This window comes from Pseudomonas sp. FP603 (genome assembly GCF_030687415.1).
GTDB lineage: Bacteria > Pseudomonadota > Gammaproteobacteria > Pseudomonadales > Pseudomonadaceae > Aquipseudomonas > Aquipseudomonas wuhanensis.
Genome location: NZ_CP117431.1, coordinates 5,827,703 through 5,852,627, shown reverse-complemented (window position 1 = coordinate 5,852,627; position 24,925 = coordinate 5,827,703). Strand labels below are relative to the sequence as shown.

At 59.0% G+C, this 24,925-nt stretch carries 20 protein-coding genes and 2 pseudogenes; 12 read left to right on the top strand and 10 right to left on the bottom strand.

Annotated elements, in window-relative coordinates:
- Positions 1–21 precede the first annotated feature (21 nt).
- Positions 22–597: a hypothetical protein gene (locus PSH65_RS27105; protein WP_305423443.1), complete on the top strand. Its 576-nt coding sequence runs from the start codon at positions 22–24 to the stop codon at positions 595–597.
- The gene (locus PSH65_RS27100) at positions 539–3,547 is read left to right on the top strand and encodes a dermonecrotic toxin domain-containing protein (protein WP_305423441.1); all 3,009 of its coding nucleotides are present in this window, start codon (positions 539–541) and stop codon (positions 3,545–3,547) included. Before PSH65_RS27105 ends, PSH65_RS27100 begins: the two co-directional genes overlap by 59 nt.
- Before the next feature lie 18 nt (positions 3,548–3,565).
- Here the strand turns inward: PSH65_RS27100 and PSH65_RS27095 are convergent.
- Positions 3,566–4,349 (bottom strand): annotated as a pseudogene (locus tag PSH65_RS27095) (IclR family transcriptional regulator).
- A 164-nt stretch (positions 4,350–4,513) separates the two neighbouring features.
- On the opposite strand from PSH65_RS27095, the gene hmgA reads away from it, so the two are divergent.
- Genes hmgA through maiA form a run of 3 tightly spaced genes read left to right on the top strand, consistent with a single transcriptional unit; the run spans position 4,514 to position 7,774 of the window.
- On the top strand, positions 4,514–5,818 hold the full coding sequence (hmgA, locus tag PSH65_RS27090) for a homogentisate 1,2-dioxygenase (protein WP_305423440.1): 1,305 nt from the start codon (positions 4,514–4,516) through the stop codon (positions 5,816–5,818).
- Between the two features lie 3 nt (positions 5,819–5,821).
- A complete protein-coding gene (gene fahA, locus PSH65_RS27085; protein WP_305423439.1) occupies positions 5,822–7,126 on the top strand; it encodes a fumarylacetoacetase in 1,305 nt (434 codons plus the stop codon).
- A 12-nt stretch (positions 7,127–7,138) separates the two neighbouring features.
- Positions 7,139–7,774, top strand: coding sequence for a maleylacetoacetate isomerase (maiA, locus tag PSH65_RS27080; RefSeq protein ID WP_305423437.1), 636 nt, complete (start codon positions 7,139–7,141; stop codon positions 7,772–7,774).
- 112 nt (positions 7,775–7,886) lie between these two features.
- Here maiA and PSH65_RS27075 read toward each other — a convergent pair whose 3' ends face one another.
- Positions 7,887–8,690: a SirB1 family protein gene (locus tag PSH65_RS27075; RefSeq protein WP_305423436.1), complete on the bottom strand. Its 804-nt coding sequence runs from the start codon at positions 8,688–8,690 to the stop codon at positions 7,887–7,889.
- A gap of 183 nt (positions 8,691–8,873) precedes the next feature.
- Here PSH65_RS27075 and PSH65_RS27070 point away from each other — a divergent pair, with 183 nt between their 5' ends.
- The 4 genes from PSH65_RS27070 (at position 8,874) to PSH65_RS27055 (ending at position 13,235) form a co-directional block, all read left to right on the top strand.
- Positions 8,874–9,893 carry a Glu/Leu/Phe/Val dehydrogenase dimerization domain-containing protein gene (locus PSH65_RS27070; protein WP_305423435.1) on the top strand — a complete coding sequence of 340 codons (1,020 nt, stop codon included), beginning with the start codon at positions 8,874–8,876 and terminating at the stop codon, positions 9,891–9,893.
- Between the two features lie 131 nt (positions 9,894–10,024).
- Entirely contained in the window at positions 10,025–11,119 is a 1,095-nt protein-coding gene (pdhA, locus tag PSH65_RS27065) for a pyruvate dehydrogenase (acetyl-transferring) E1 component subunit alpha (RefSeq protein WP_305423434.1), read from the top strand.
- Positions 11,112–12,098 (top strand): alpha-ketoacid dehydrogenase subunit beta, encoded by a 987-nt coding sequence (locus PSH65_RS27060; protein WP_305423432.1) that lies wholly within the window; start codon positions 11,112–11,114, stop codon positions 12,096–12,098. Before pdhA ends, PSH65_RS27060 begins: the two co-directional genes overlap by 8 nt.
- Before the next feature lie 27 nt (positions 12,099–12,125).
- Complete coding sequence (locus tag PSH65_RS27055) at positions 12,126–13,235, top strand: dihydrolipoamide acetyltransferase family protein (protein WP_305423431.1); 1,110 nt, start codon at positions 12,126–12,128, stop codon at positions 13,233–13,235.
- 160 nt (positions 13,236–13,395) lie between these two features.
- Here the strand turns inward: PSH65_RS27055 and PSH65_RS27050 are convergent.
- Positions 13,396–13,650, bottom strand: a pseudogene (locus PSH65_RS27050) (YebG family protein); the annotation flags it as partial.
- A gap of 359 nt (positions 13,651–14,009) precedes the next feature.
- Between PSH65_RS27050 and PSH65_RS27045 the strand changes: the two are divergent.
- Positions 14,010–14,510 (top strand): phosphate-starvation-inducible protein PsiE, encoded by a 501-nt coding sequence (locus tag PSH65_RS27045; RefSeq protein ID WP_305423430.1) that lies wholly within the window; start codon positions 14,010–14,012, stop codon positions 14,508–14,510.
- On the opposite strand, the gene PSH65_RS27040 is transcribed toward PSH65_RS27045, so the two are convergent.
- The 3 genes from PSH65_RS27040 to PSH65_RS27030 all read right to left on the bottom strand — a co-directional run bounded on the left by PSH65_RS27040 (position 14,507) and on the right by PSH65_RS27030 (position 17,778).
- Positions 14,507–14,824, bottom strand: a complete 318-nt coding sequence (locus PSH65_RS27040; RefSeq protein WP_123496706.1) for a DUF3509 domain-containing protein — start codon at positions 14,822–14,824, stop codon at positions 14,507–14,509. The two genes, PSH65_RS27045 and PSH65_RS27040, sit on opposite strands and share 4 nt — an antisense overlap.
- Before the next feature lie 212 nt (positions 14,825–15,036).
- On the bottom strand, positions 15,037–16,338 hold the full coding sequence (locus PSH65_RS27035; protein ID WP_305423428.1) for a serine/threonine transporter: 1,302 nt from the start codon (positions 16,336–16,338) through the stop codon (positions 15,037–15,039).
- 63 nt (positions 16,339–16,401) lie between these two features.
- On the bottom strand, positions 16,402–17,778 hold the full coding sequence (locus PSH65_RS27030) for an L-serine ammonia-lyase (protein WP_305423426.1): 1,377 nt from the start codon (positions 17,776–17,778) through the stop codon (positions 16,402–16,404).
- Between the two features lie 135 nt (positions 17,779–17,913).
- Between PSH65_RS27030 and PSH65_RS27025 the strand changes: the two genes are divergently transcribed.
- Together PSH65_RS27025 and PSH65_RS27020 are read left to right on the top strand one after the other, a co-directional pair.
- Complete coding sequence (locus tag PSH65_RS27025; protein ID WP_305423424.1) at positions 17,914–18,861, top strand: LysR substrate-binding domain-containing protein; 948 nt, start codon at positions 17,914–17,916, stop codon at positions 18,859–18,861.
- Positions 18,862–19,075: 214 nt separating this feature from the next.
- The gene (locus PSH65_RS27020) at positions 19,076–19,483 is read left to right on the top strand and encodes an HPF/RaiA family ribosome-associated protein (protein WP_305423422.1); all 408 of its coding nucleotides are present in this window, start codon (positions 19,076–19,078) and stop codon (positions 19,481–19,483) included.
- Positions 19,484–19,759: 276 nt separating this feature from the next.
- On the opposite strand, the gene fecA is transcribed toward PSH65_RS27020, so the two are convergent.
- The 4 genes from fecA to PSH65_RS27000 all read right to left on the bottom strand — a co-directional run bounded on the left by fecA (position 19,760) and on the right by PSH65_RS27000 (position 24,790).
- On the bottom strand, positions 19,760–22,093 hold the full coding sequence (gene fecA / locus PSH65_RS27015) for a TonB-dependent Fe(3+) dicitrate receptor FecA (protein WP_305423421.1): 2,334 nt from the start codon (positions 22,091–22,093) through the stop codon (positions 19,760–19,762).
- A gap of 150 nt (positions 22,094–22,243) precedes the next feature.
- On the bottom strand, positions 22,244–23,182 hold the full coding sequence (locus PSH65_RS27010) for a FecR domain-containing protein (protein WP_305423420.1): 939 nt from the start codon (positions 23,180–23,182) through the stop codon (positions 22,244–22,246).
- The gene (locus PSH65_RS27005; protein ID WP_305423419.1) at positions 23,179–23,667 is read right to left on the bottom strand and encodes a sigma-70 family RNA polymerase sigma factor; all 489 of its coding nucleotides are present in this window, start codon (positions 23,665–23,667) and stop codon (positions 23,179–23,181) included. The genes PSH65_RS27010 and PSH65_RS27005 overlap by 4 nt, the downstream gene beginning before the upstream one ends.
- A 247-nt stretch (positions 23,668–23,914) precedes the next feature.
- A complete protein-coding gene (locus tag PSH65_RS27000) occupies positions 23,915–24,790 on the bottom strand; it encodes an AraC family transcriptional regulator (RefSeq protein WP_305423418.1) in 876 nt (291 codons plus the stop codon).
- Positions 24,791–24,925 lie beyond the last annotated feature (135 nt).

The window sequence follows — 24,925 nt, the reverse complement described above, 5'->3', positions numbered from 1 at the left end:
GTGCATTAATGGAAAGCAAATATGATTAACGAAGGATCGTTGGTTGCGCAGAAGAACCTGATCAAGATCAATGAGGCTCTGGCGTCGTTGACGGAATATCAGAAAAAAATCCCGTCGTTCAAAGTTGTGCTGCAGGACTGTGTACTGAAAGAACTTCAGCGTTTGTTGCCGGAGGTCTACATCAGCAGGGTTTTCATTAACAGTCGTGTTGGCAGTAATAGTCAGGAACCAACAGGCTCGTTGATGAATGTATTCATGGCGTGCCTGATTCGCGGGCGCGCTCCGGTTTATGACGAGAGTCAATATGGCGTCTATGACTGGCTCGACTCGACAGATGAACAGAGTCGAATCCACGGTTTGGACGTGGTGGCGTTGGGTAACCTGATCAGTGACGTGTTAAAGACTTTGGCGCAAAAATACACAGCGACTCTGGATCAATACTGGTCAGCGTCCCCTGGCTCCGACGCCAAGGGGGGGGGCGCTGCCTCCACGCAGCACGAGCTTTCAAAACCTGCAGGCAACACTTTTCTGGCAGGAGTTGGCAGCCTATGTACAAGAGGGCGGGCTGAAGCGAGAAGTAGAAGAAGACATCAATAGATTTATCGATAGTGATGGTCGGGGATCTTCTTACGGTGTTTCGGTGGAACTGGAGGATGGCCGATTCGCAACGCTGGCATGCTGTTTCGTCATGTATCTGAATGGCCAATCCCTTAACGAACTCATTCCTGAGAATGATTATCCGGTCGTTCTTTATACCCCGGGCCAAGGGGTAGAAGCATTTGAGACTTCGTCGGCGCTGCATCGGGCCTTGGAAAAACGCCTGGGCGAGGCGGATACTCGTGCGGACTTGCTCAAGAATGTGTCGCTGGATGAGGCTGAGCAAGTCAGAGGTGCTCCGGCCATCCGTTATTTGAAAAATCATGAAGGGATTTTTCAACCGTTCACCTTGAAACTGCTTGATAAGCAGCGAAATAACATTGCCTCCTATCTTCGTCAGATGCAGGCGCCGAATGCTGATGTAGAAAATGTTCTTCATTCGTTAGAGTCGGTACAGCATCTGGATGAGTTGACCCAGGATGCGAAGAGGCGGACGACCAAACTGATAAAGTTGATTTCCAGAAACGCCTGGCCGCAATGGGTGAAGAATAGTTACCCAGAAAATCAGGAAATTTATGTCTCCTTGGAGCAGGAGTTACTGAGGAGTCAGGTTAATCTTCATCATGCGATGAACGGTCTGACTTCATTTAAGGAGTATGTTCGGCGAGTCGTGGAGGAGCATCTTTCTGGTGGTGATGACAAGCGTGTCGACCCCGATACCGTTTGGGTGTCAGTGAAGCACTCGGTACGTATGGGGGGTAAAGTAATCGAGCATGTTGAGCGTAAAAACTTAACGCAGGTGTTCATGTATGGTTTGCATGATGCAGTCGGACGGCTCGAGCTTCAGTTCGAAGCTTTTCATAACAATCCAAGATTGACGCTTTCGAATATCGAGTACGCCATCAAGCAGTTTGATCTTCGTTTGAAGTACGCCAGTGAACGAAACAATCGCTATCTTGATCCGCAAGTTAAAGAGGCAATGCGAGAAGTTCTGGGGAGGCAGACCGCGCTCAGTAACTTTGCAGCGATTCTTCAAAAGCACATCAGCCCGAAAGCACAGGATATCGTTATGCGCTATCAGTTTGGTGATACGACGCAAGAGGCATTCAGTGTTGCTTTCCGCAGTTGGTTTCGACCGTTCAAAGACATGATTGTCTATCGCACAAAAAGTGCCACACCTGATCGCTTGCCCCATGTGTTGTATGCCCCCGGTGCACCGACCGGCCAGGAATGGTATGAGTTTTCTGATCTGACAGCCTTGAAGCGTCAGTTCATTAATTGGGGTTTTGAAAAACAGGGTCGCGATTTTCTGATCGGGCAGGCTCACAGCGTAGATCGCGCGAAACTTGTGGAGGACTATCTCTCTGAAGTTAAATCGAGGACTGTGTTCGAAAGTTGGTGGTGGGACGGTATCAGTCTGGTGGAATGGTCGTCCGGCATGGACCTCGGTCCATTAATGGGCGCTATCGAGAAAATCATCGACTGGGAAATTGTCGAAGAAAAGGTCGTCACTCCCGACTGGTACAGGAGCGCTGGCCGCGAGGATCGTGAGCTTTTTACCCGGTTAAATACCGATTACAAGGCCATCTACGAAGTATCCAAAGAGCCGCTGCATATTGAATCGTTTGCCGGTTTCTCCCGAAAACTGGTGATGAACGCGCTGAACGATTACCTCCGTCAATCCGGTGCTCATCCCGAAATCGATCCCGATCGAGTGACTGTCAAGCTGCAGGGACAGGACTGGATGACGCTCACGAACCTTTTCATTCAATGGGAGTACTGGCGCAGCGATGTTTCAGTGTTCGAAAAGTTGTTTTCCTATCTCACCCCGTCAGGCGACATTCTGATAAAAATCAAGGAAGCGAATAGAACCGCGACATTCCAATCCCTCGACAACACCTCCCTGGGACGACTGGGTGTGTCTACCATCAACGCACTGATTGATTTGTTGCCAGGTGAGAAATATGAGGAATATTTAAAACTGAATTTCCTGAATACGCCCTCCCACAATCTCAAGGCCAAGCTCTATTGCAAGACCAAGCAAAATGAAATGCTTAGGGCTGCACTGGTACAAAAAATGCGGGGTTCTCTGCCCAACGAACACTTTCAATGGTTGAAGGGGCTGATCGAAGATCTGGATCGCGAAGTGGGTCTCGACACGGGGCTGGTCTTGAACGGGAGTCCACCGCGTGCGGGTATCTGTGAGCTCGTGCTGGAGAATAAGCGTATAGAGGGGGGGTACGTTTTCGGCCGCGTAGTGGCAGGGAAACTCGAGTTCCTGATTTACCTACCCAAAGCTCCGGATGGGTTGGAGTTCCGCCCCATCGGTACGCTGACCCAGGACCTGAAAAATTACACTCTTGGCGAGCATGTCGTTGGCCTTGCCAAGTTGAGTGATCGGGGCGTCATCCAACGTTATGTCGACAAGTGCCGAGAGACTGCGAATGGGTCCGCATTACCAGCCCCAATGTTACTAGGCAGCGCACCGGTGTCTCACTTCAATTCCGAGTACGACAGAATGGTTTGGCGCCTCATCAAGGATGTCGATTACCAGACAACGAGCAGTTCGGAATCCTTCTGGCGCGACGTGATGATCGTTACCGAATTGGCCGTTGACGTTGTTTCCTTGTTTGTTCCGCCCGTTGGCTTGGCGGCGAGTCTCTTGAGGATAACGCGCTCGATCGTACAAGGCTTCATTGCCCATAGTGAGGGCAATGAACGCGCCGCCAATGCGCATTTTGCCTCTGCCTGGAGAAGCGCCATCACCTTTTATGCGGGCAAGATTGCAGGAGTCGGTGTATCCGTGTCAGCGGTGGGCCTGCTATCGCAAGTGAAAGATATTTCCGAGATTGTATCGACCGTGACCGGGGTTCCAATGGGCATCGAGTACATAACGGCAGTCACGTCTGCGTATTCGATCCAGGACAGCAAAACTCGAATCGTAGGTTGATTCTGCACCGGTTATCCGTTATTCCGGCTGATACCCCATCCGCCAACTCACAGCCCGGGTCGCTGCCAGCAAACGCTGCGCCGCCGGGCCGTTTTCATCGGCGTGAAACAACGAGGTCGGGCCGACGATGGTCATCACCGCCGCCACTTGGCCGACCGCATTGAACACCGGCGCCGACAACGCATCCACGCCGGGCGGCATCAGCAAGCCGTGAACATGGTGCAAGCCGCGTTCACGGGATCTGTTCGCACAATGTGGTGTAAGCCTGCTCATCGGCCAACGGATGAACATCGACGGCGCGGACTTCGAGATCGCGCAACTCATCGGTTTCGCGATGGGGCAAATAGGCACTGAACACCAGCCCTGTCGACGAGCTGAGCAACGGTAAAACCGAGCCCAATTGCGTGACCACCGTCACCGCGCGCACCGCCGGTTCGATGTGCACCACCGTCGCGCCCTGATTCCCCCACACCGCTATAAAGCAGGTCTCATTCAGCTCGTCACGCAACTCGGCCAAGGGCAGGGCGGCGACTTTCAGCACGTCCATACTGTTCAACGCAGCCAGACCGACCCGAAGCGCTTCACGGCCGAGGCCGTAATGGTTGGTGGCGGTGTTCTGCTCGGCAAAACCGCTGGCGATCAGCGCCTGCAAATAGCGGTGAACCTTGCTCGCCGGCATCTGCACGTGTTCGGCCAGGCGCGACAACGAGGTCGAGGGCGACAGCTCGGCAAGCGCCTTGAGGATGTCGGTACCGACTTCGGCCGAGCGGACTTTCTGTTTACCGTTGCTTTCGCTGGTCATGGAGGCGGTGTGATCCCGGGACGAATGGGCGTCTTTATAGCTTGACGGTCAATACCAATCAAATTACGTTATGCGTAATCGAATTACGATAAAAATAACCCAGGCGTGCCAAGACCTCTTCAGCAGAGTGACCGGCCATTGCCTACTCCCGTTCAGGAGGCTCCATGAACCTCGATTCAACGGCGCCAGCGCTGGCTTATCAGTCAGGCTTTGGCAACGAATTCAGCAGCGAAGCGTTGCCCGGCGCACTGCCCGTCGGCCAGAACTCTCCGCAAAAAACTCCATATGGCTTGTACACCGAACTGTTCTCCGGCACGGCCTTTACCATGCCCCGCAGCGAAGCACGACGGACCTGGATGTACCGCATCCAGCCATCGGCCAACCACCCGGCATTCGTCAAACTGGATCGGCAGCTGGCCGGCGGCCCACTGGGTGAAGTGACCCCCAATCGCCTGCGCTGGAACCCCTTGGACATTCCGACCGAACCCACCGATTTCATTGACGGGCTGGTGAGCATGGCCGCCAACTCGGGCGCGGAAAAACCGGCCGGGATCAGTATCTATAACTACCGCGCCAATCGCTCCATGGAGCGCGTGTTCTTCAACGCCGACGGCGAACTGTTGCTGGTGCCGGAACTGGGCCGCTTGCGCATCGCCACCGAACTGGGCGTGCTGGAGTTGGAACCGCTGGAAATCGCCGTTCTGCCGCGCGGGTTGAAATTCCGCGTCGAACTGCTCGATCCGCAAGCCCGCGGCTACATCGCCGAAAACCACGGCGCGCCATTGCGCCTGCCGGATTTGGGGCCGATTGGCAGCAATGGCCTGGCCAACCCCCGCGACTTCATGACCCCGGTGGCCCATTACGAAAACCTCAAGCAACCGACCACTCTGGTACAGAAATTTCTCGGCCAGTTGTGGGGTTGCGAGCTTGATCATTCGCCGCTGAACGTGGTCGCCTGGCACGGCAATAACGTGCCATACAAATATGACCTGCGCCGTTTCAACACCATCGGCACGGTCAGTTTCGATCACCCGGATCCATCGATTTTTACCGTCCTGACCTCGCCGACCAGCGTGCATGGTCTGGCCAATCTGGACTTCGTGATCTTCCCTCCACGCTGGATGGTCGCGGAGAAGACGTTCCGTCCGCCGTGGTTCCACCGCAACCTGATGAACGAATTCATGGGCCTGATCCAGGGCGAATACGATGCCAAGGCCGAAGGTTTCGTGCCTGGCGGTGCGTCGTTGCACAGCTGCATGAGCGCCCACGGCCCCGACGGCGAGACCTGCACCAAGGCGATCAACGCTGAACTGGCGCCGGCTAAAATCGATAACACCATGGCCTTCATGTTCGAGACCAGCCAAGTGTTGCGCCCGAGCCGATTCGCCCTGGATTGCCCACAACTGCAAAACAATTACGACGCCTGCTGGGCCACGTTGCCCGCCACTTTCGACCCGACCCGGAGATAACCCATGACTCAGACTTCCATCACTCGTAGCTGGGTTGCCTCCGCCAACGGCCACGCGGATTTTCCGCTGCAAAACCTGCCGTTGGGCATATTCAGCGTGAAGGGCTCCACGCCGCGCAGTGGCGTGGCAATCGGCGACCATATCTTTGATCTGGAGGCGGCACTGGATGCCGGCCTGTTCGATGGCATTGCGAAGAGAGCAGTCGAAGCCACCCGTGGTGGTCAGCTGAATGCGTTCTTCGAATTGGGCCGCGATGCTCGTGTCGCTTTGCGCGAACGTCTGCTGGAATTGTTTGCCGAAGGCAGCACCCTACGCGGCAAGATCGAAGCCCAAGGCGCCAAACTGCTGCCGCTGGCGGCGGATTGCCAGATGCACCTGCCGGCGAAGATCAACGACTACACCGACTTCTACGTGGGCATCGAGCATGCGCAAAATGTCGGCAAACTGTTCCGCCCGGATAACCCGTTGCTGCCGAACTACAAGTACGTGCCGATCGGTTACCACGGCCGCGCCTCGACCATTCGCCCGTCCGGCACCGACGTACGTCGGCCGAAAGGCCAGACCCTGCCGGCCGGCCAGACCGAGCCGACGTTTGGTCCGTGCGCACGCCTGGACTACGAATTGGAACTGGGCATCTGGATCGGTCCGGGCAATGCCATGGGCGACTCGATCGCCATCGGTGACGCCGCCGAGCACATCGCCGGTTTCTGCCTGCTCAACGACTGGTCGGCGCGGGATATCCAGGCCTGGGAATACCAGCCGCTGGGGCCGTTCCTGTCCAAGAGTTTCATCACCAGCATTTCGCCGTGGGTGGTGACGGCCGAAGCGCTGGAACCGTTCCGTCGTGCGCAGCCGGCGCGTCCGGAAGGTGACCCGCAGCCGCTGCCTTACCTGTTCGACAAACGTGATCAGGCCGCCGGAGCCTTCGACATCGAACTCGAAGTGCTGCTGCTGACCGAGTCGATGCGCGAGCAAAATCTGCCAGCCCATCGTCTGACCCTCAGCAACACCCAACACATGTACTGGACCGTCGCGCAACTGGTTGCGCACCACAGCGTCAACGGTTGCCAGTTGCAGGCCGGTGATCTGTTCGGTTCGGGCACGCTGTCCGGTCCTGAGAGCGGTCAGTTCGGCAGCCTGCTGGAAATCACCGAGGGCGGTAAGAAGCCGATCGAACTGGCCTCGGGCGAGGTGCGTAAATTCCTCGAGGACGGCGACGAAATCATCCTGCGGGCGCGTTGCAGCCGCGAAGGTTTTGCGTCCATCGGTTTCGGCGAATGCCGCGGCAAAGTACTGCCAGCGCGCTAAGAGGATCGGGTCATGGAACTCTATACCTACTACCGTTCGACCTCGTCTTTCCGGGTGCGTATTGCGTTGGCGCTCAAGGGGCTGGATTACCAGGCGCTGCCGATCAACCTGATCGCGCCGCCAGGTGGCGAACATCGGCAGCCGACGTACCTGAGCATCAACCCGCAAGGCCGGGTGCCGGCCTTGCGCACTGATGAGGGAGAATTGCTGATCCAGTCACCGGCGATCATCGAGTACCTGGAGGAACGTTATCCACAGGTGCCGCTGCTGTCCAAAGACTTGGCCGCCCGCGCTCATGAGCGTGGCGTGGCAGCGGTGATCGGTTGCGATGTTCACCCGCTGCATAACGTCAGCGTGCTCAATAAACTGCGCCAATTGGGGCACGATGAGCCGCAGGTGGTTGAGTGGATCGGTCATTGGATCAGCCAAGGGTTGGCGACGGTGGAGCAATTGATCGGTGACACCGGTTATTGCTTTGGCGATCAACCGGGGCTGGCGGACGTCTATTTGATCCCGCAGTTGTATGCGGCCGAGCGCTTCAATATTTCATTGGAAGCCTACCCGCGAATTCGGCGAGTGGCGGCGCTGGCGGCGACACATCCAGCCTTCTTCCTGGCCCATCCGGCGAATCAGCCCGATACCCCTTAATGGCTTCACATAGACCCAATGTGGGAGCGGGCTTGCTCGCGAAGAAGGCACCGCGGTATTTCTGACGCACCGCGTTATCGTTCTTCGCGAACAAGCCCGCTCCCACATGAAGTCAGTGAACCACTGAGTTAGGCGGTAGGTGCCCTAATCGTTCAGTCAGGCGAATCCGCTGGATCGGGTCGTCGCTGAGCAGCAGCGCATGCTCCAGGTCAAAGCGCTCGGCATTCGGGCAGTCCAGTCGTTGGTAGAGGCTGGCTCGGGCCAGATAGTCGGAGGCGCTGGCGTTGCCCAATTCAAGCACGCGCTCGGCGTCGATCAGGGCGTCGATGTAGTCATCGTTCGTGAGGTACAACTGGCGCAGGTTGCGCGACAGGCGTTGTAGCATCTGCACCGGTTCGGCAGTGAGTAAATGCTCGGCACTGAGCTGCATGTTCGGGCCGTACTGACGTTGCAGCAGTTCGCGGCAATCATTGGGGTACAGCCGTCGCCCGCCGCACGGGTCTAGCAGGTGATCGGCGCCTTGCACCCGCAGCAGGAAATGCCCGGGAAAGTTGACCCCGACCATGGGAATCTCCAGCCTTCTGGCCAGTTCCAGCGCAATCAGGCCCAGCGCCAGCGGCTGGCCCCGCCGACGTTCCAACACTTTATTGAGTAACGCCACTTGCGGACGCATGGGCGTGAAGTCGTCCTGAGCGAACCCCAGGTCATTCATTCGCCGCAACAATGGTTGAGCCAATTCGCTCACCGGCAGCATCGGCAACCCGTAGCTGACCCGCTGTTGCAGGTCCTTGAAGTCCGCCAGCACGGCCTCGGGATCCAGCTCTTTATCGTGTTCGACGGCCATCCACAGCGCCGCCTCGAACAGCGCGGGCGGTGATCGTTGCAGACAGTCGAAAAAACGTTGGCGCGGGGTCATCAAAATCTCCGGGGAATGCCTCGTTTTAGCCCCGTCGCAGGCTTTCGTCCAGTGCTGCACACAGGCGGTAACAGGTTATGTCTGAAAGCGTTCAAAGCGGCGTCGCTTATTCCGGTGCGCTTCTGCAATTTTTGTGCGCAAGCCTATACTGGCGACTACAAGAAGTGATTCGGGAGCCCTACGATGTTCGCTCTCATGCAAAGCACTCGCCTTGAATCGCTGCACCTGAGCGTCGATCCGGTCACCGGATTGAAGGCGGTGATTGCCATCCACAACAGCCGTCTGGGACCTGCCCTGGGCGGGTGTCGTTACCTTGCTTACCCCAGCGATGAAGCCGCGATCGAGGATGCTGTGCGCCTTGCCCAAGGCATGAGTTACAAGGCGGCCCTGGCCGGCCTGGCTCAGGGCGGTGGCGTTGCGGTGATTCTTCGCCCGGCCCATGTGGAAAACCGCGCCGCGCTATTTGAAGCCTTCGGGCGCTGCATTAACGAACTCGACGGTCGCTACATTACCGCCATCGACGCCGGCACCTCCGTGGCGGACATGGACTGCATCGCCCAACAGACCCAATTCGTCACCAGTACCACTGCCGCGGGCGACCCCGCACCGCATGCCGCCATGGGCGTGTTTGCCGGTATTCGCAGCACTGCCATGGCCCGCTTGGGCAGCGATAATCTCGAAGGACTGCGCATAGCCATTCAAGGCCTGGGCAATGTCGGTTATGCCTTGGCCGAACAGCTACACGCGGCCGGTGCCGAGCTGCTGGTCAGCGACATCGATCACGGCAAGGTGCAGCTGGCCATGGAGCAGTTGGGTGCTCATCCGATCGCCAACGATGCGCTGCTCAGCACACCGTGCGACATACTCGCGCCCTGCGGCCTGGGCGCTGTGCTTAACAGCAACAGTGTGTCGCAACTGCGCTGCGCTGCGGTCGCAGGTTCGGCAAACAATCAATTGATCCATCTGGAAATCGCCGATCAGCTGGAGCGCCGGGGCATTCTGTATGCACCCGATTACGTGATCAATGCCGGCGGGCTGATCTACGTGTCGCTCAAACACCGCGGGGAAGAGCTGACGACCATCACCGCGCACCTGTCGAAAATCAGTTCACGGCTAACCGAAGTCTTCGCCCATGCCCAAGCGGAAAAGCGTTCCCCGGCCCGGGTGGCGGATGAGTTGGCGGAGAAAGTGCTGTACCGGTGATGCAGCACGAGTGAACAGTTTGAATCGATAAAGGAGCGAGTGCCTATCCGGCCAACTCGCTCCCCAAACCCTGCGCCACAAGCGTGGGGGCTGACCATTGCACGCCGACCCCGCGTGCCAGGAGCCCTGTGATGCTTCACAAGGTTGAGCTGCCCTACACCCGTTTTTTATCCCCTGACGGCCATTTACTCGGCAATCTTCCCTCCTGGGCCGACGACTTCAATCTGCTGACGCGCCTGTATCGGCAGATGGTCCTGACCCGCCTTTTCGATCAGAAAGCTGTCGCCTTGCAGCGCACCGGGCGCATCGGCACCTACGCACCAACCTTGGGCCAGGAAGCCATTGGCGTCGCGGTTGGCAGCCTGATGCACGCCGAAGACGTACTGATCCCGTATTACCGCGACACCGCTGTGCAATTGATGCGCGGTGTGCGCATGGAAGAAATCCTTCTGTATTGGGGCGGCGATGAGCGTGGCAGCGACTTTGCCGACCCCGCGGTCGCTGAGGATTTTCCGATCTGCGTGCCGATTGCCACCCAGGCCCTGCATGCCTGCGGTGTCGCCAGCGCCTTCAAAATCCGTGGCCAGCATCGGGTCGCCGTCACCACTTGCGGCGACGGCGGAACCAGCAAAGGTGATTTCCTCGAAGCCCTCAATGTTGCGGGCGCCTGGCAGTTGCCGGTGGTGTTTGTGATCAACAACAACCAATGGGCGATCTCGGTGCCGCGGCGCATTCAGTGTGGTGCCCCGACCCTGGCGCAGAAAGCCATTGGCGCCGGCTTCCACGGCGAGCAAGTCGACGGCAATGACATGCTCGCCGTTTATGACCGCATGCAAGCGGCCCTCGAACGGGCGCGTCACGGTAAAGGCCCGGTGTTACTCGAATGCCTGAGCTATCGCCTCGGCGATCACACCACTGCCGACGATGCCACGCGCTACCGGTCGGCGGACGAGGTCAAGCAGGCCTGGCTCGAAGAACCGATCAAGCGGCTACAACGCTTCATGGCCGGTCAGGGCGTGTGGGACGAAAGCCGCGAACAGGCACTGATCAGCGAATGCCAGGGCTTGATTCAGGGTGCTGTGGATAACTTCGAAGCGGCGGGTATGCAGTCACCGGAATCAGTGATTGATCATGTCTACGCCCAGTGGCCGCAAGCCTTGGCTGAACAGCGCGAAGAATTTCTCGAACGGGTGGCGCGCCGCACGGGAGGTTCGGGCCATGAGTAACGGTAAGGTGACGCTGCTGGAAGCAGTGAATCTGGCGTTGCATCGGGCCATGCGCGAGGACGAAAACGTCATCGTCCTGGGTGAAGACGTCGGGGTGAACGGTGGGGTTTTTCGCGCGACGCTGGGCCTGCGCGACAGCTTTGGATTCAAGCGGGTGATCGACTCACCGCTGGCCGAAACCATGCTCGGTGGGCTAGTGGTGGGTATGGCGGCCCAAGGCCTGAAACCGGTGGTGGAAATCCAGTTCATGGGCTTCATCTACGCCACCATGGAGCACTTGGTGTCCCACGCCAGCCGCATGCGCAATCGCACCCGCGGGCGGCTCACCTGCCCGATGGTGATGCGCTCGCCGATGGGCGCGGGGATTCGCGCGCCGGAGCATCACAGCGAAAGCACCGAAGCCCTGTTCGCGCATATTCCGGGGCTGCGGGTGGTGATCCCGTCCTCGCCGGCTCGGGCCTATGGCTTGCTGCTCGCGGCCATCGACGACCCGGATCCAGTGATATTTCTCGAACCCACCCGACTCTACCGAATGAACCCGCAACCGCTGCTGGATGACGGCAAGCGCCTGCCGCTGGACAGCTGCTTCACCCTGCGCGAAGGCAGCGACATTACCCTGATCAGTTGGGGCGCCAGTGTGATGGAAACCCTGCAAGCCGCCACGCAACTGGCCGAGCAGGGCGTCTCGGCGGAAGTTATTGATGTCGCCAGTATCAAACCGCTGGATTTCGACACGATGGAGGCCTCGGTGCGCAAGACCGGTCGCTGTGTGATCGTGCATGAAGCGCCACGCTCCTGCGGGGTCGGCGCGGAAATCGCCGCGAGCCTTTATGAGCGGGTATTTCTGGATTTGCAGGCACCGATCCAGCGAGTCACCGCGCCAGACATTCCGCCGCCGCTGTATCGACTGGAATCGCTGTACATGCCTGGGGTCGAAGACATTCTTCATGCCTGCGACACCGTGCTGCATCACCCCTGAGGAACGCCTGAAGCCGAGGAGGTTGCGATGAAATATTTCAAACTGCCGGATCTGGGCGAAGGCTTGCAGGAGGCGGAAATCGTTCGTTGGCACGTCAAGGTCGGCGATACCGTCAAGGCCGACCAACTATTGGTGTCGGTGGAAACCGCCAAGGCGCTGGTGGACATTCCCGCACCCTACGACGGCGTGGTGGCGAAAACATTCGGTGGCGAGGGCGACATCCTTCACGTTGGCGAACCTCTGCTCGGTTACGAAGGCGAAGCGGATGCGGGCACTGTGGTGGGGCGGCTTGAGGGCGGCAGCACAAATCAGGAAGATGCATTTTTTATCGGCGCTGCGCCTTCGACTCGTGAACACCTGGCGAACCGCGCCACGCCGGCGGTGCGTCAATTGGCTCGCCAGCTTGGCGTTGAACTGAGCACCTTGGTCGGCTCGGGCCAGGACGGCCAGATCACCCGCAGCGACGTAGAAAACGCGGCCCAGACCGAACGCGAACGCTTCGGCGGTGAGAAGCTGCGTGGCGTGCGACGCAGCATGGCACTGAACATGGCCAGATCCCATGCCGAAGTGGTGCCAGTGACGATTTTCGGGGATGCCGATCTGCATCGCTGGGGCCAGGCGCGAGAACCGCTGATTCGTCTGGCCAAGGCCATGGCGGCAGCCTGCGCCGCAGAGCCGGTGCTCAACAGCGCCTTCGATGGTAAAACCCTGGCGCTCAAACAGCACGAACGGCTCGATCTGGGCATTGCCGTGGATACGCCGGATGGCTTGTTCGTGCCGGTGCTGCGCGATGTCGGTCAGCGCACGGCGGCGGATTTGAAAGAAGGTGTGATGCGTCTGCGGGCCGATGTGCAGGCACGCTCGATCCCGCCCCAGGAAATGATGGGCGCGACCCTGACCCTGTCGAACTTCGGCACCTTGTTCGGCCGCTACGCCAACCCGGTGGTAGTGCCGCCGCAAGTGGCGATCCTCGCTGCCGGGGCGATCCGCGATGAACCGGTGGCGGTCGAAGGAACGGTGGTGGTGCACCCGATCCTGCCGCTGTCCCTGACCTTTGATCACCGGGTGGTCACCGGCGGCGAGGCGGCGCGGTTCTTCAAAGCGTTGGTCGAGGCGCTGGAACAACCTGAGATCTAGGTTTCCCGCAGGCATGAAAAAGGCCCTGAGCCATTTGGACTCAGGGCCTATTCAATTCGGGCATTGCTTACTTGGGTGTCTTCGCGGCTTTGGCTGGCTTGGTCGGCTCAGCGGGGGCCACTTCAACAGGTGCAGCGACTGCAACAGGTTCAACCACTTCGGCAGGCGCATTCAGCAGTTCGGACAGCGCATCCGGCTGGCTCTTGAATGCCTTGGCGAACACATCGCGGTTCTTCGCCATGTAGATCCCGGCTTCTTCCACTTGCTGTTCGGTCAGGGACGGAACGGCTTTTTGCAACACTTCAGCCAGCAATTCGGCCAGTTCGAGCATTTTGTCATGACGGTCAGCTTCGGCTTTATCCATGAACAAGCGCTCCAGATCTCGGCTGCTGCGGTATACCACTTCGACGGCCATTCACCACCTCACATGCCTTCACATTAGTTGTCTGTTTCGACTACTGTATCTATATACAGCGAAAAGGATAAGCGAATCCCTGCGCTTTGGGTAGTGGCTTTTTAATGTAGACCGTAATCGGCGTTTGTCAGGTGAACCGTGTCGCTCCATTCGCGGGCAAGCCCGCTCCCACAAGGATCACCGCCGGACCCTGTGGGAGCGGGCTTGTCCGCGATGGCGTCCGTCCAATCACCGCCAACGTGTCTCATATCACGCAGCCATCATCTCACCCAACAGTATCTGGCCTTTTTTCTGCATGCAGAACAACCGTCACGTCCAACCCGCATCATCCGCTCGAACCGAGCTAAGGAATAACCATCGTGAAAATCAACTGGGCCGAGAAACTGCGGCAGAACGTGCACCAACTGGCCGAGTCCCTGGGCAACCTGTTCGTCGAGACCTTCCACTACCTGGCGCTGTTCGCCATCGGTGCGGTGACCGCCTGGGCGGCGGTGATGGAATTTCTCGGGATGCTCGAACAGGGGCACATCAAGATCGATGACATCTTGCTGCTGTTCATTTACCTGGAACTGGGTGCGATGGTCGGGATTTACTTCAAGACCAACCACATGCCGGTGCGGTTTCTGATCTACGTGGCGATCACTGCGCTGACACGGCTGCTCATCTCCAATGTCTCGCACCACAATCCGCCAGACTTGGGGATCATCTACCTGTGCGGCGGGATTCTGCTGCTGGCGTTTGCGATTCTGGTGGTGCGTTACGCCTCGTCGCAGTTTCCTTCGGTGAAGATCGAACACCCGCAACGCAAGATCGGTGCGGGTTCCGGTGAGCATCCCGAGGTGGAGAAGGGTGAGATTTAAAGCCCCATTGAAGGCCGAGGCCGGGATTTGACCAAGGGCGGCGGCGGATTGCGATTGTCGCCGTCGGTCATGGCTTCAAGGATGGCCACGGCACTGTGGCCCTGTTCGATGGCGATGCCGAATTGAATGCTTTGCACCAGGCGTTTGAGGCGCTTGGGATCATTGCGCTGTTCGGCGCTGATCATCCGTTTGGCCACCACACGGCCACTTTTGGAGAGGGTCAGCATGATGCTGCCGTCCAGACCCTGAATGCTCAGGTTGACTTGATAATCCGGTGCAAAGGCATCGGTAATGAGTTGAAAGGGGTTGTCCATGATGCGTCACCGCCTGATTGAACGTGCAGTTGTTGACCAGCCGTGATCGGGATTAGTTCGTAACACCAGACCATCGGCTTTCCCTGTTCATGTAACTTTCATCCGTGCAACGCAGGAGGCAAAGCAAGGTGCATGCCGGGAAAACGATGGGGCAATGAACATGGCAAAAAGAAGGCGGGCACTCTGGCCCGCCTTCTTTTTGCCTGCCCGTTTCAGGGCATGAACGAGTAAATGATCGCAGACAGTGCAACCAAACCGATCAACACCACGAACACGTTCGAGGCCTGATTCGAGTACTGGCGCAAGGCCGGCACGCGGCGGATGGCGTACATCGGCATCAGGAACAACAGGCACGCGATGATCGGCCCACCGAGGGTTTCGATCATGCCCAGGATGCTCGGGTTGAAGGTCGCCACGGCCCAGCAGCTGAGGATCATGAACAGCGCAGTGACGCGGTTCAGCCAACTGGCGGACATGACGCGGCCACGGCCACGCAGGCTTTTCACGATCAGGCCCTGAAAGCCTTCGCTGGCGCCGATGTAATGGCCGAGGAAGGATTTGGTGATTGCCACCAGCGCAATCAACGGTGCGGCGTAAGCGATGACCGGTGTCTGGAAGTGGTTGGCCAGGTACGACAGGATCGAAATGTTCTGCGCCTTCGCGGCGGCCAAATCAGCCGGGGACAACGCCAGCACGCAGCTGAAGCAGAAGAACATCACCGTGACGACCATCATGGCGTGAGCGATCGCCAGAATGCCGCTGCTTTTGCGTTCGGCTTGTTCGCCGTAGCGCTGTTTCTGATCGACGGCGAAGGCGGAGATGATCGGCGAATGGTTGAACGAGAACACCATCACCGGAATCGCCAGCCACAAGGTCTTGAAGAACAGCGGCAGTGGCATGCCTTCACTGGCGGTGGCGAAGAACGCGCCGTTCCAATTTGGAATCAGGCTGACACCGAGCAACAGCAATGCCGCGACGAACGGATAAACCAGCACGCTCATGCATTTGACGATGACGCCCTGACCGCAACGGACGATGGCCATCAAGCCGAGAATCAGCCCCAGCGACAGGATCGCCCGAGGGGGCGGTGTCATGTGCAATTGGTGCTCCATGAGGCTGCTCAGCGTGTTGGTCAGCGCCACGCTGTACACCAGCAAAATCGGGAAGATCGCGAAGAAATACAGCAGCGTGATCAGCTTGCCGGCACCGATGCCGAAGTGTTCTTCCACCACTTCAGTAATGTCCCCGGAACGGCCGGACAACACGAAGCGCGTCAGGCCACGGTGGGCGAAGAAGGTCATCGGAAAGGCCAGTACCGCCAGGAGCAGCAGCGGCCAGAAACCACCGACACCGGCGTTGATTGGCAGGAATAACGTGCCGGCACCAATCGCCGTGCCATAGAGGCCAAGCATCCAGGTGGTGTCGTGTTTGCTCCAGCCTTTGTGGGTTATTTCGCTATTGCGTGTCAGGTCTACAGCAGGATTATCGGCAGCAGGTGTACGTATTTCGGTCATCGTTTTGGCCTCGTTATTATTCTTGCTCGGGCTCACGTATTGCGGACGATCAGGGAGTGCTCCTCAGCACTCCACCCAGCTCACCGCCAGGCCGCCCCGTGAAGTTTCTTTGTATTTGTCGTGCATGTCGGCGCCGGTATCGCGCATGGTGCGGATCACCCGGTCCAGGGAAATGAAGTGTTTGCCGTCGCCGCGCAGGGCCATTTGCGTGGCGTTGATTGCCTTCACGGCAGCAATTGCGTTGCGCTCGATGCACGGCACTTGCACCAGGCCGCCGACCGGATCGCAGGTCAGGCCGAGGTTGTGTTCCAAGCCGATTTCGGCGGCGTTTTCCAGTTGCTCCGGGGTGGCGCCGAGCACGTCCGCCAAACCTGCGGCGGCCATGGCGCACGCGGAACCGACCTCACCCTGGCAGCCGACTTCGGCGCCAGAGATCGAGGCGTTTTTCTTGCAGAGAATGCCTACGGCCGCAGCGCCCAAAAAGAACGCTACGACGTCATCGTCCGACGCATCCGGGTTGAATTTCATGTAGTAGTGCAGCACGGCCGGAATGATCCCCGCCGCCCCGTTTGTAGGCGCGGTCACCATGCGTCCGCCAGCCGCGTTTTCTTCATTTACGGCGAGGGCGAACAGGTTGACCCACTCCATGGCCGACAGGGTGGAGCTGATGACATTCGGTTTGCCGATTTCCAACAGACTGCGGTGCAATTTCGCGGCGCGGCGCGGAACATTCAGACCGCCGGGCAGGATGCCTTCGTGACGCAGACCTTGCTCGACGCACTCGCGCATCACCGACCAGATATGCAGCAACCCTTGGCGGATCTCGGCGTCGCTGCGCCAGGCCCGTTCATTGGCCATCATCAGCTCGGAAACCCGCAGACCGTGCTGGTTACAGAGCTTGAGCAACTCGGCGGCGCTGGAAAAATCGTACGGCAGCACTACGTCGCTGGAAGGGGCAATGCCAGACTCGGCTTCGGCCGCCTCGATGATGAAACCACCGCCTACCGAGTAGTACGTCTGCTCGAACAGCTCACCGGTTTCGCCGAAGGCTGTCAGGGACATGGCGTTTGGGTGGTAGGACAGGCTCTCGTCGAGCAGCAGGAGGTCGTGCTGCCAGTTGAACGCAATGGTCGATTTGCCGGCCAGGGACAATTCGCCTGTTTCGCGCAGATGCTGGATTCGGCTGTCGATTGAGTTCGGATCAATACTGTCTGGCCATTCGCCCATCAGGCCCATGATGCAGGCACGGTCGGTCGCGTGGCCGACGCCGGTGGCCGAAAGCGAACCATAAAGGCGGATTTCTACCCGCCGTACGTCGGCCAGTAAACCCTGGTCAATCAGTGCCTGGGCGAAGGTCGCGGCGGCACGCATAGGGCCGACGGTGTGGGAACTGGACGGACCGATGCCGACTTTGAAGAGATCGAAAACACTGATAGCCATGCTAAAGCCTATACAAGCAATGGAAGAGGAATCGCCGCCATTTTTGTAGGCCAAGCGCAATGTCGGCGATACTGCCTACCTCGGTCCTACGTGACCAACGAAACTTCCTAAGACAGCCTTTAGCAGGACTAAACAATGAGTCGCCAATTGCACGCCCAGACCTACGTCTGGCTGCACGTGTTTTCGTGTGCCGCGCGGCACTTGTCCTTCACCCGTTGCGCCGAAGAACTGCACATCACGCCGGGGGCGGTCAGTCAGCAAATTCGCCAACTGGAAGAGCGGCTAGGTTTTCGCCTGTTTCATCGTCGCGCCCGGGGCGTGGAATTGAGCGCCGAAGGCCAGCGATTGGCTATCACCGTCAACGAGGCCTACGGCAGCATTGATGCGGAATTGCGACGACTGGATGCGGGAATGATCAGCGGGATTTTGCGGTTGCGCTCAATTCCCTCGTTCCTGAGCAAATGGCTGACCCCCAGGTTGCCGCGTTTGCAGCAGCGCTTTCCGGATATTCAGCTGCGGCTGGTGGCTGAGGACAGCAGTGTTCCGTTGCACGAAGGCGACTTCGATCTGGCGATTGACCTGAACGACGGCAGCTACCCCGGATTGTTATCCACAGCCTTGCTGGATGAGCAGATCTTTCCGGTGTGTGCCCCCAACCTGTTGCGCGGAAGGCCGCCACTGCATGGCCCGGCGGACCTGGTGCATTTTCCGTTGCTGCACGACATCACCGCCTGGCGCGGCAGTTACGAGTACGCGGAATGGGAGTTTTATCTCAACGCCATCGGCTTCGAGGGCGCGGATGTACGGCGCGGGCATACCTTCAATCGCAATCACCTGACCATCGAAGCGGCGATTGCCGGGATGGGCGTGGCGATTGCGCGGCGAACGCTGCTCAACGATGAACTGGAGCGCGGGACGTTGATCGTGCCGTTTGGCCTGGCGGTGCCCAATCACAAGCGTTACGTGCTGCTCTATGCGCCGGGCGCGCTGAGTCATCCGGGTGTACGCGCGGTGCATGACTGGCTGGTGGAGGAGGCGGGGATATTTCGTAGCCTGCACCCGCTGGCGGAGCGGCAGATGTGAGCAATTATGACAAAAGAGCGAGGCGACCCAACTCCCGACCTTAACAGCGCTTTTGCTTCTTGTCCGGCTTTTTTTGCGTATGAGAATTTATCTTTCTTTAGGGGTTGAAATGTTCTGCGCACACACCGATTGTGTAACCAAGAGGTCACGGTGATGAAGCCCAAGGGCCAGCCGAAGGGCCTCTCGCGAGCTAGCTGAAATAAGGGATGGAACTATGCAAATCCAAGTCAATAGCGATAACCATATTCAAAGCAGCATCCGACTGGAGGAGTGGGTACGTACTACCATTGAGAGCACGCTCGAACGTTATGAGGAGGACCTGACCCGCGTCGAGGTCCATCTGCGGGACGAGAACGGCGACAAGCTCGGTCCCCACGATATACGCTGCCAGCTGGAAGCGAGGCCAAAAGGCCACCAACCGATTTCTGTCACCCATAAAGCCGCTAACCTGGAACTGGCGATCGACGGTGCGGCCGAAAAACTCGAACATGCGCTTGAACATCTGTTCGGCAAACTGCGGGGCAAACCACGTGCCGCTGTGGTGCCGTTCGAAAGGCCTACTGCCGATGCGCTGCTGGAAGACGAGTTTCTCGAGAACGAACAGGCTGCACAAAACGGCTGAGGCCTGATTCACTTTTTACCTTCCTACTTTCTCTCCACCTAAAAAACGGGCCTGCTTATGCAGGCCCGTTCTTGTTTCTGGTATTCGCCGGCTCCTGTGGTGCCATGGAGCCTGTGGCGAGGGAGCTTGCTCCCGCTGGGGTGCGAAGCGGCCCCCAAACCATCCAGTGCGGTGTGTCAGGCAAATCTCGTCAGCAGGTTTTACGACTGCTTCGCAGCCGAGCGGGAGCAAGCTCCCTCGCCACAATAGGTCCGACCTCAGACCCGTGGTCAGTAATCAAAACGCGATTGAAGTCTGCACATACACCGTCCGCGGTTCCCCCACGTACTTGCCTTTATTGTTGTCATCGAACGAGCGGGTGAAGTACTGGTGGTTGAAGATGTTCTTCACCCCCACCGCCACGTTCAGGTCCGACAACTTCGGCCCGAAGTCATACGCCGCACGGCTGCTGAACAACATATACCCCGGAATCTTGCCGGTGCTGCCATCGGCGCTTTCGGCCGAGGTATTGGCGTTGTCAGCGAACTGATCACTCTGATAGCTGCTGTCCAGATTCAGTTTCCACGCGCCTTCGGTATAACCGACGCCGAGCGTGCCTTTGTGTTTCGAAGAGAACGGCACGCGATTGCCCTTGTTCGGCCCGTCTTCGCGGATGCTCGCGTCAACATAGGCGTAAGTTGCGTACACATCGAAACCGGCCAGCGCCGGGCTCAAGTCGTCGAGGGCGTAATTGATGCTGGTTTCGATGCCTTGATGACGTGTTTCACCTCGGGCGATCACCGAGTCGTTGGTTTGATTGCTTTCATACTGGTTATCGAAGTTGATCAGGAACGCACCAATCTCTGCCCGCAAGGCGCCGTTGTCGTACCGGGTACCCAGCTCCCAGGTGCGCGCCTTCTCCGGTTTGACTTCGCCGCTGGTCACCCGGTTGGGCATCTGGCTGTACTGCACGCTGCCAAATGAGCCTTCGGTGTTGGCGTAGAGGTTCCAGCTGTCGGTCAGGTGATAGAGCACGTTCAGCGCCGGCAGGGCGGTGTTGTAGTCACCCTTGTATTTCACGTTGGTCAGGTTGTTGGTCTGCTGCGACTCGATCATTTCGTAGCGGATGCCCGGCGTGATCGTCCACTTGCCGATATCGATCCGGTCGTCGACGAAGAACGCATTGGCCTCGGTGCCGCCCCGCGTATCGCGGTCGTTGCGGCTGTTGGTGGTCGGATATTCGTTGCTGGCGATCGGCGTGCGGTAGCGCAGTTCGTGGCCGGCTTCGTTGATGTAGCGATAGCCGACGCCGACTTCATGGCTGGTCTGGCCGAGATCGAAGCCTTGGGCGAAACGGGTTTCCAGGCCACGTACCCAATACTCGCGTGGCGACAGTGAAAGGAACGTGCCCTGGTCCAGATAACCGCTGCGCAGGGTCTTGGTGAAGAAGGTATTGGCGGTGAACTCGCGGCGATCTTCCTGATAGCGATAGCCGAAGTTGAACATCGTGCGGCGGCCCCAGAACTGGTCTTTCGGGCGGGTCGACTGGTACGGATCGGCGTCGTAATCGGCGACGTTCAGGCCGCCGGGCATGTCGGCCTTGCCTTCGTAATATTGGGCCATGGCGTTGAAGCTGTTGGCGTCATCAAGCTGGTATTTGCCCTTGAGGATCAGGTCGTCGATTTCGGTGTCGCTGTGTTCGCGCCAGTCGCCACCGCGGGTGCCCGAGTACAGAATCGCGCCGCCCAGACCGTTATCGGCCGTACCGCCGGCCAGCAAATTGCCGGTGGTTTTGAAGCCGTCATGGCTGGACGATGGGCTGGTTTCGGTCTGGAAGCCGCCCTTGACCGTCGGCTCATCGGGAATGGCGCGGGTCACGAAGTTGACCACACCGCCGACGTTCTGCGGACCGTAGCGCACCGCACCGCCGCCGCGCACCACGTCGACCGCGTCCATGTTGCCCATGCTGATCGGCGCGAATGAAAGCTGCGGCTGACCATAAGGGGCGAAGGGCACCGGAATGCCGTCCATCAATACCGTGGAGCGTGAAGCCAGCCGTGGGTTGAGCCCGCGAATGCCGAAGTTCAGTGCCATGTCATGGCTGCCAGTGCCGTTGTTGTCCGGCGCATTGACCCCGGGCATGCGGTTGAGCACATCCCTGGCCTGAGTCGCGCCCTGGCGTTCGAATGCTTCGCGGCGGATCACGTCGCGAGCGCCGGGGTGTTCGAAGACGTTGGTTTGCGCCGCATCGCCAAGCCAGTCGCCGACCACTTTAGAGGTGTCCAGCTCCAGCGTCGCATCACCCGCCGGTTGCAGGCTGAAGGCATTATCGCCCTCGGCGCGGGCTTGCAGGCCGGTGCCTTCGAGCAGCGCGTTCAAGCCCTGCGAAGGGGTGTAGTTGCCTTCCAGGCCGCGACTTTGCACACCGCTGGTGACTTGTGAGCCAAAGGAGATCAGCACGCCGGCTTCACGGCCGAATTGGTTAAGTGCACTCTCCAGCGAGGACGGTGCGATGTGATACGGCTTGGCATCAGCGGCGTGCACCAGTGGCAGAACGCCGAAGCTCAGGCTGACGCCCAGCAAGAGTTGGCGCAAGGTGCGGGTCAGCGGTGTGACGCGGGTGAGTTGCATGGAGGGCGATCCTGAGAAGGTTGAATCAAGGGGGCTTTCCTTCTCTGTCACGCCAGATCTGAAAAACGGCTCACGCTGGGGTGACGCAGGTTGGCTTTTGTGGCGAGGGAGCAAGCTCCCTCGCCACAGGTGATGTGCGTTGATCAAGATTCAGGCCCGTGCCTCAACCGTCACCCAATACCGGGTAAAACGCCTCACCTTCACCGGCAAACTGATTTCCAGCAGATCAAGAATCCGCTCGCTGTTGTCCAGTGGATAAGTCCCGGAGATCAGCAGATCGGCAACATTCGTCGCGCACTTGAGCTGCCCCCGGCGATAGCGACCGAGTTCATCGAGGAAATCTCCCAGGCGCATGTGCGCGGCCACCAGCATGCCGTCGACCCAGGCGCCGTTGTTGGCGTCCAGTGGCAAGGGAGCGCTGATGCCGCGTGCGCCGAAGCTCAACTGTCGGGCGGTTTGCAGCATCAGCGGTGCGCCGCCATGGGGCGTCAATTCGATGCTGCCTTCGAACACCGCCACGTGAGTGTGATCGGCAAACTGCCGCACGTTCAGCCGTCCGCCTTGGGTTTTCAACAGGCCTTGTGCGGTCTGTACTTGAAACGCTTGGGCGGCGGTCAGCAACATCTCGCCCTCAAACAAGCGGATCAGCCGCTGCTGACCGTCGACTCGCACATCGACCGAACTGGCGGTGTTGAGCTGCACTTGGCTGCCATCACCGAGCGACACTTTACGTCGCTGGCCGATCGGGCTGCGGTAGTCGGCCAGCAACGGCGTCAGCGGATTGTGCTCGCGCATGGCCCAGGTGACCGCCGAACCCGCACCGAGAATCAGCAACAGCTTCAACGCCTGACGACGGCCGGCGGATTTTGGTGCGTTGAGGGCGGCATGGGCCAGTGGTGAAGACAACCCGCGCAAGCGTTGATTGACCCGCTGAATGTGTTCCCAGGCCCGTCGATGTTCACCGTGAGCATCGAGCCATTGCTGCCAGGCGATTTGCTGGCGCGGGCTCAACGGCCCTTGCTGGATTTCCATCCACCAGTGCACGGCCTGCTCGGCGACTTGAGAGGAAAAATCCGCAGGGCTGTTCATCGTGCGAAGTAGCAGCGCATCGCCGCTTTGTTTAGGTGCCGTTTGACGGTGGCAATGGAAATGCCCAGTTCGGTGGCGATCTGTGGATAAGTCAAACCATCGAGCTGAGCCAACAAAAAGGCGCGTTTGACCAGGCGTGGCAGGCCGTCTAGCAGCTGGTCGAGCTCCATCAACGTTTGCAGGATGATCGCCCGGTCCTCCTCCGACGGCGCGACGATTTCCGGCATCTGCGCCAGCGCATCGAGGTAGGCGCGCTCCAGATCCTGACGACGGTAATGATTGAACAGCACGCGCTTGGCGATGGTGGTGAGGAACGCCCGCGGCTCGATGATATGGGGCGTTTCCCGTGCCGTCAGCACTCGAATGAATGTGTCCTGAGCCAGATCCGCGGCGCTGTCAGGGCAGCCGAGTTTGCGCCGCAGCCAACCGGTGAGCCAGTTGTGATGGGCGTGATAAAGGACTTCGACGGTAGAGGCTGACGACAACGGAACCGCTCCGGACGTATTTCGATACGTTAGAGAACAAGAATTGTTCGCATTGTAGGGGCGGGGGCTGGATCCGGCAATCGGCTCTTGGTCGGTTTTTCTGGTCCGGAAGCCGCGTCATCGTTCTTCGCGAGCAAGCCCGCTCCCATATTCAACCGCATTCCTCTGAGAGAACGCGGTCACCTGTGGGAGCGGGCTTGCTCGCGAAGGCGGCTGCACAGGCACCGAAAACCAATGGATTGCAGCGCTAGCGCAAAAACGCCTGCCGATATTCCCCAGGCGTGCCACCCAGCGCCTGGCGAAACCGATTGGTGAAATGGCTCGCACTGGCAAACCCACAGGCCAACGCAATATCCCCCAGTGGCTGCGACGTCCCGCGCAACAGCTCCCGCGCGCGGCTCAACCGCCGCGCCAGCACATACTGATGCGGCGGCAAACCGAAGCTCACACGAAACATCCGTGCAAAGTGGTATTCCGACAGCGCACACAACGCCGCCAACTGCCCGAGGCTGATCGCTTCGGCCATTTGATGGTCGATGAACTCCACCAACTGCCGCCGCTGATGCGCCGCCAACCCACCCTTGAGGCGCAAGCCCTGGCGCACGCCAACCTGGCTGAGCAGGGCATGGCTAAGCATTTCATGGGCCAGGCTACTGGTGAGCAGGCGTTCGCCCGGTTCGTCCCAGTTGAGGGCGATCAACTGCCGAAAGCGCCGGGCCTGCTGCGGGTCTTCGAGGAAGGTGCGCTCGCGCAACTGCAATTCCCGCGGTTCACGATCCAGCAGCGTGACGCAGCCCAGGGCAAATTGTTCGGGGCTGAAATACAGGTGGGCCAGGCGAATATCGCCATTGATCACCCAGCCTGACTGATGGTCGGCCGGCAAGATGCACAGCTTGTCCGGGCCGCCCTTGGTGCCGGGCTGGTCGCGGCGAAAGGTGCCGGTGCCGCCGGCGATATAGCACGACAGGGTGTGATGGCTCGGCGCTTCGTAGTCCTGGGCATCATGGTGGTTGTTCCACAAAGCTGCAGCCATGCCGTCACCGAGCTCGGCGCTGTGCTCCAGACGAGCATTGGGCGAGCGGTTAAGCGCTTGAAAGACTTGCAGGGTTTCCAGTGCGGCCATGATCGGTTCTCTCCAACGCTTTGCATCCTACTCCGTAGACGTTGGCCTGCCAGCCCGCCGGCCGACAAAAGCGCAAGTTTATGCAAGTGCGCCCACGATTGGCGCAGCACACTGGCCCCCTAATCAGGCAATGCA

What these genes read in the sequence shown, in the direction of transcription:
- PSH65_RS27020 (WP_305423422.1), top strand. Translation starts at nt 19,076, where the DNA reads ATGCAAATCCAAGTCAATAGCGATAACCATATTCAAAGCAGCATCCGA.
- PSH65_RS27040 (WP_123496706.1), bottom strand. Translation starts at nt 14,824, where the DNA reads ATGGACAACCCCTTTCAACTCATTACCGATGCCTTTGCACCGGATTAT.
- PSH65_RS27075 (WP_305423436.1), bottom strand. Translation starts at nt 8,690, where the DNA reads ATGACCCCGCGCCAACGTTTTTTCGACTGTCTGCAACGATCACCGCCC.
- PSH65_RS27055 (WP_305423431.1), top strand. Translation starts at nt 12,126, where the DNA reads ATGAAATATTTCAAACTGCCGGATCTGGGCGAAGGCTTGCAGGAGGCG.
- PSH65_RS27070 (WP_305423435.1), top strand. Translation starts at nt 8,874, where the DNA reads ATGTTCGCTCTCATGCAAAGCACTCGCCTTGAATCGCTGCACCTGAGC.
- pdhA (WP_305423434.1), top strand. Translation starts at nt 10,025, where the DNA reads ATGCTTCACAAGGTTGAGCTGCCCTACACCCGTTTTTTATCCCCTGAC.
- PSH65_RS27000 (WP_305423418.1), bottom strand. Translation starts at nt 24,790, where the DNA reads ATGGCCGCACTGGAAACCCTGCAAGTCTTTCAAGCGCTTAACCGCTCG.
- fahA (WP_305423439.1), top strand. Translation starts at nt 5,822, where the DNA reads ATGACTCAGACTTCCATCACTCGTAGCTGGGTTGCCTCCGCCAACGGC.
- PSH65_RS27030 (WP_305423426.1), bottom strand. Translation starts at nt 17,778, where the DNA reads ATGGCTATCAGTGTTTTCGATCTCTTCAAAGTCGGCATCGGTCCGTCC.
- PSH65_RS27035 (WP_305423428.1), bottom strand. Translation starts at nt 16,338, where the DNA reads ATGACCGAAATACGTACACCTGCTGCCGATAATCCTGCTGTAGACCTG.
- fecA (WP_305423421.1), bottom strand. Translation starts at nt 22,093, where the DNA reads ATGCAACTCACCCGCGTCACACCGCTGACCCGCACCTTGCGCCAACTC.
- maiA (WP_305423437.1), top strand. Translation starts at nt 7,139, where the DNA reads ATGGAACTCTATACCTACTACCGTTCGACCTCGTCTTTCCGGGTGCGT.
- PSH65_RS27060 (WP_305423432.1), top strand. Translation starts at nt 11,112, where the DNA reads ATGAGTAACGGTAAGGTGACGCTGCTGGAAGCAGTGAATCTGGCGTTG.
- hmgA (WP_305423440.1), top strand. Translation starts at nt 4,514, where the DNA reads ATGAACCTCGATTCAACGGCGCCAGCGCTGGCTTATCAGTCAGGCTTT.
- PSH65_RS27025 (WP_305423424.1), top strand. Translation starts at nt 17,914, where the DNA reads ATGAGTCGCCAATTGCACGCCCAGACCTACGTCTGGCTGCACGTGTTT.
- PSH65_RS27105 (WP_305423443.1), top strand. Translation starts at nt 22, where the DNA reads ATGATTAACGAAGGATCGTTGGTTGCGCAGAAGAACCTGATCAAGATC.
- PSH65_RS27010 (WP_305423420.1), bottom strand. Translation starts at nt 23,182, where the DNA reads ATGAACAGCCCTGCGGATTTTTCCTCTCAAGTCGCCGAGCAGGCCGTG.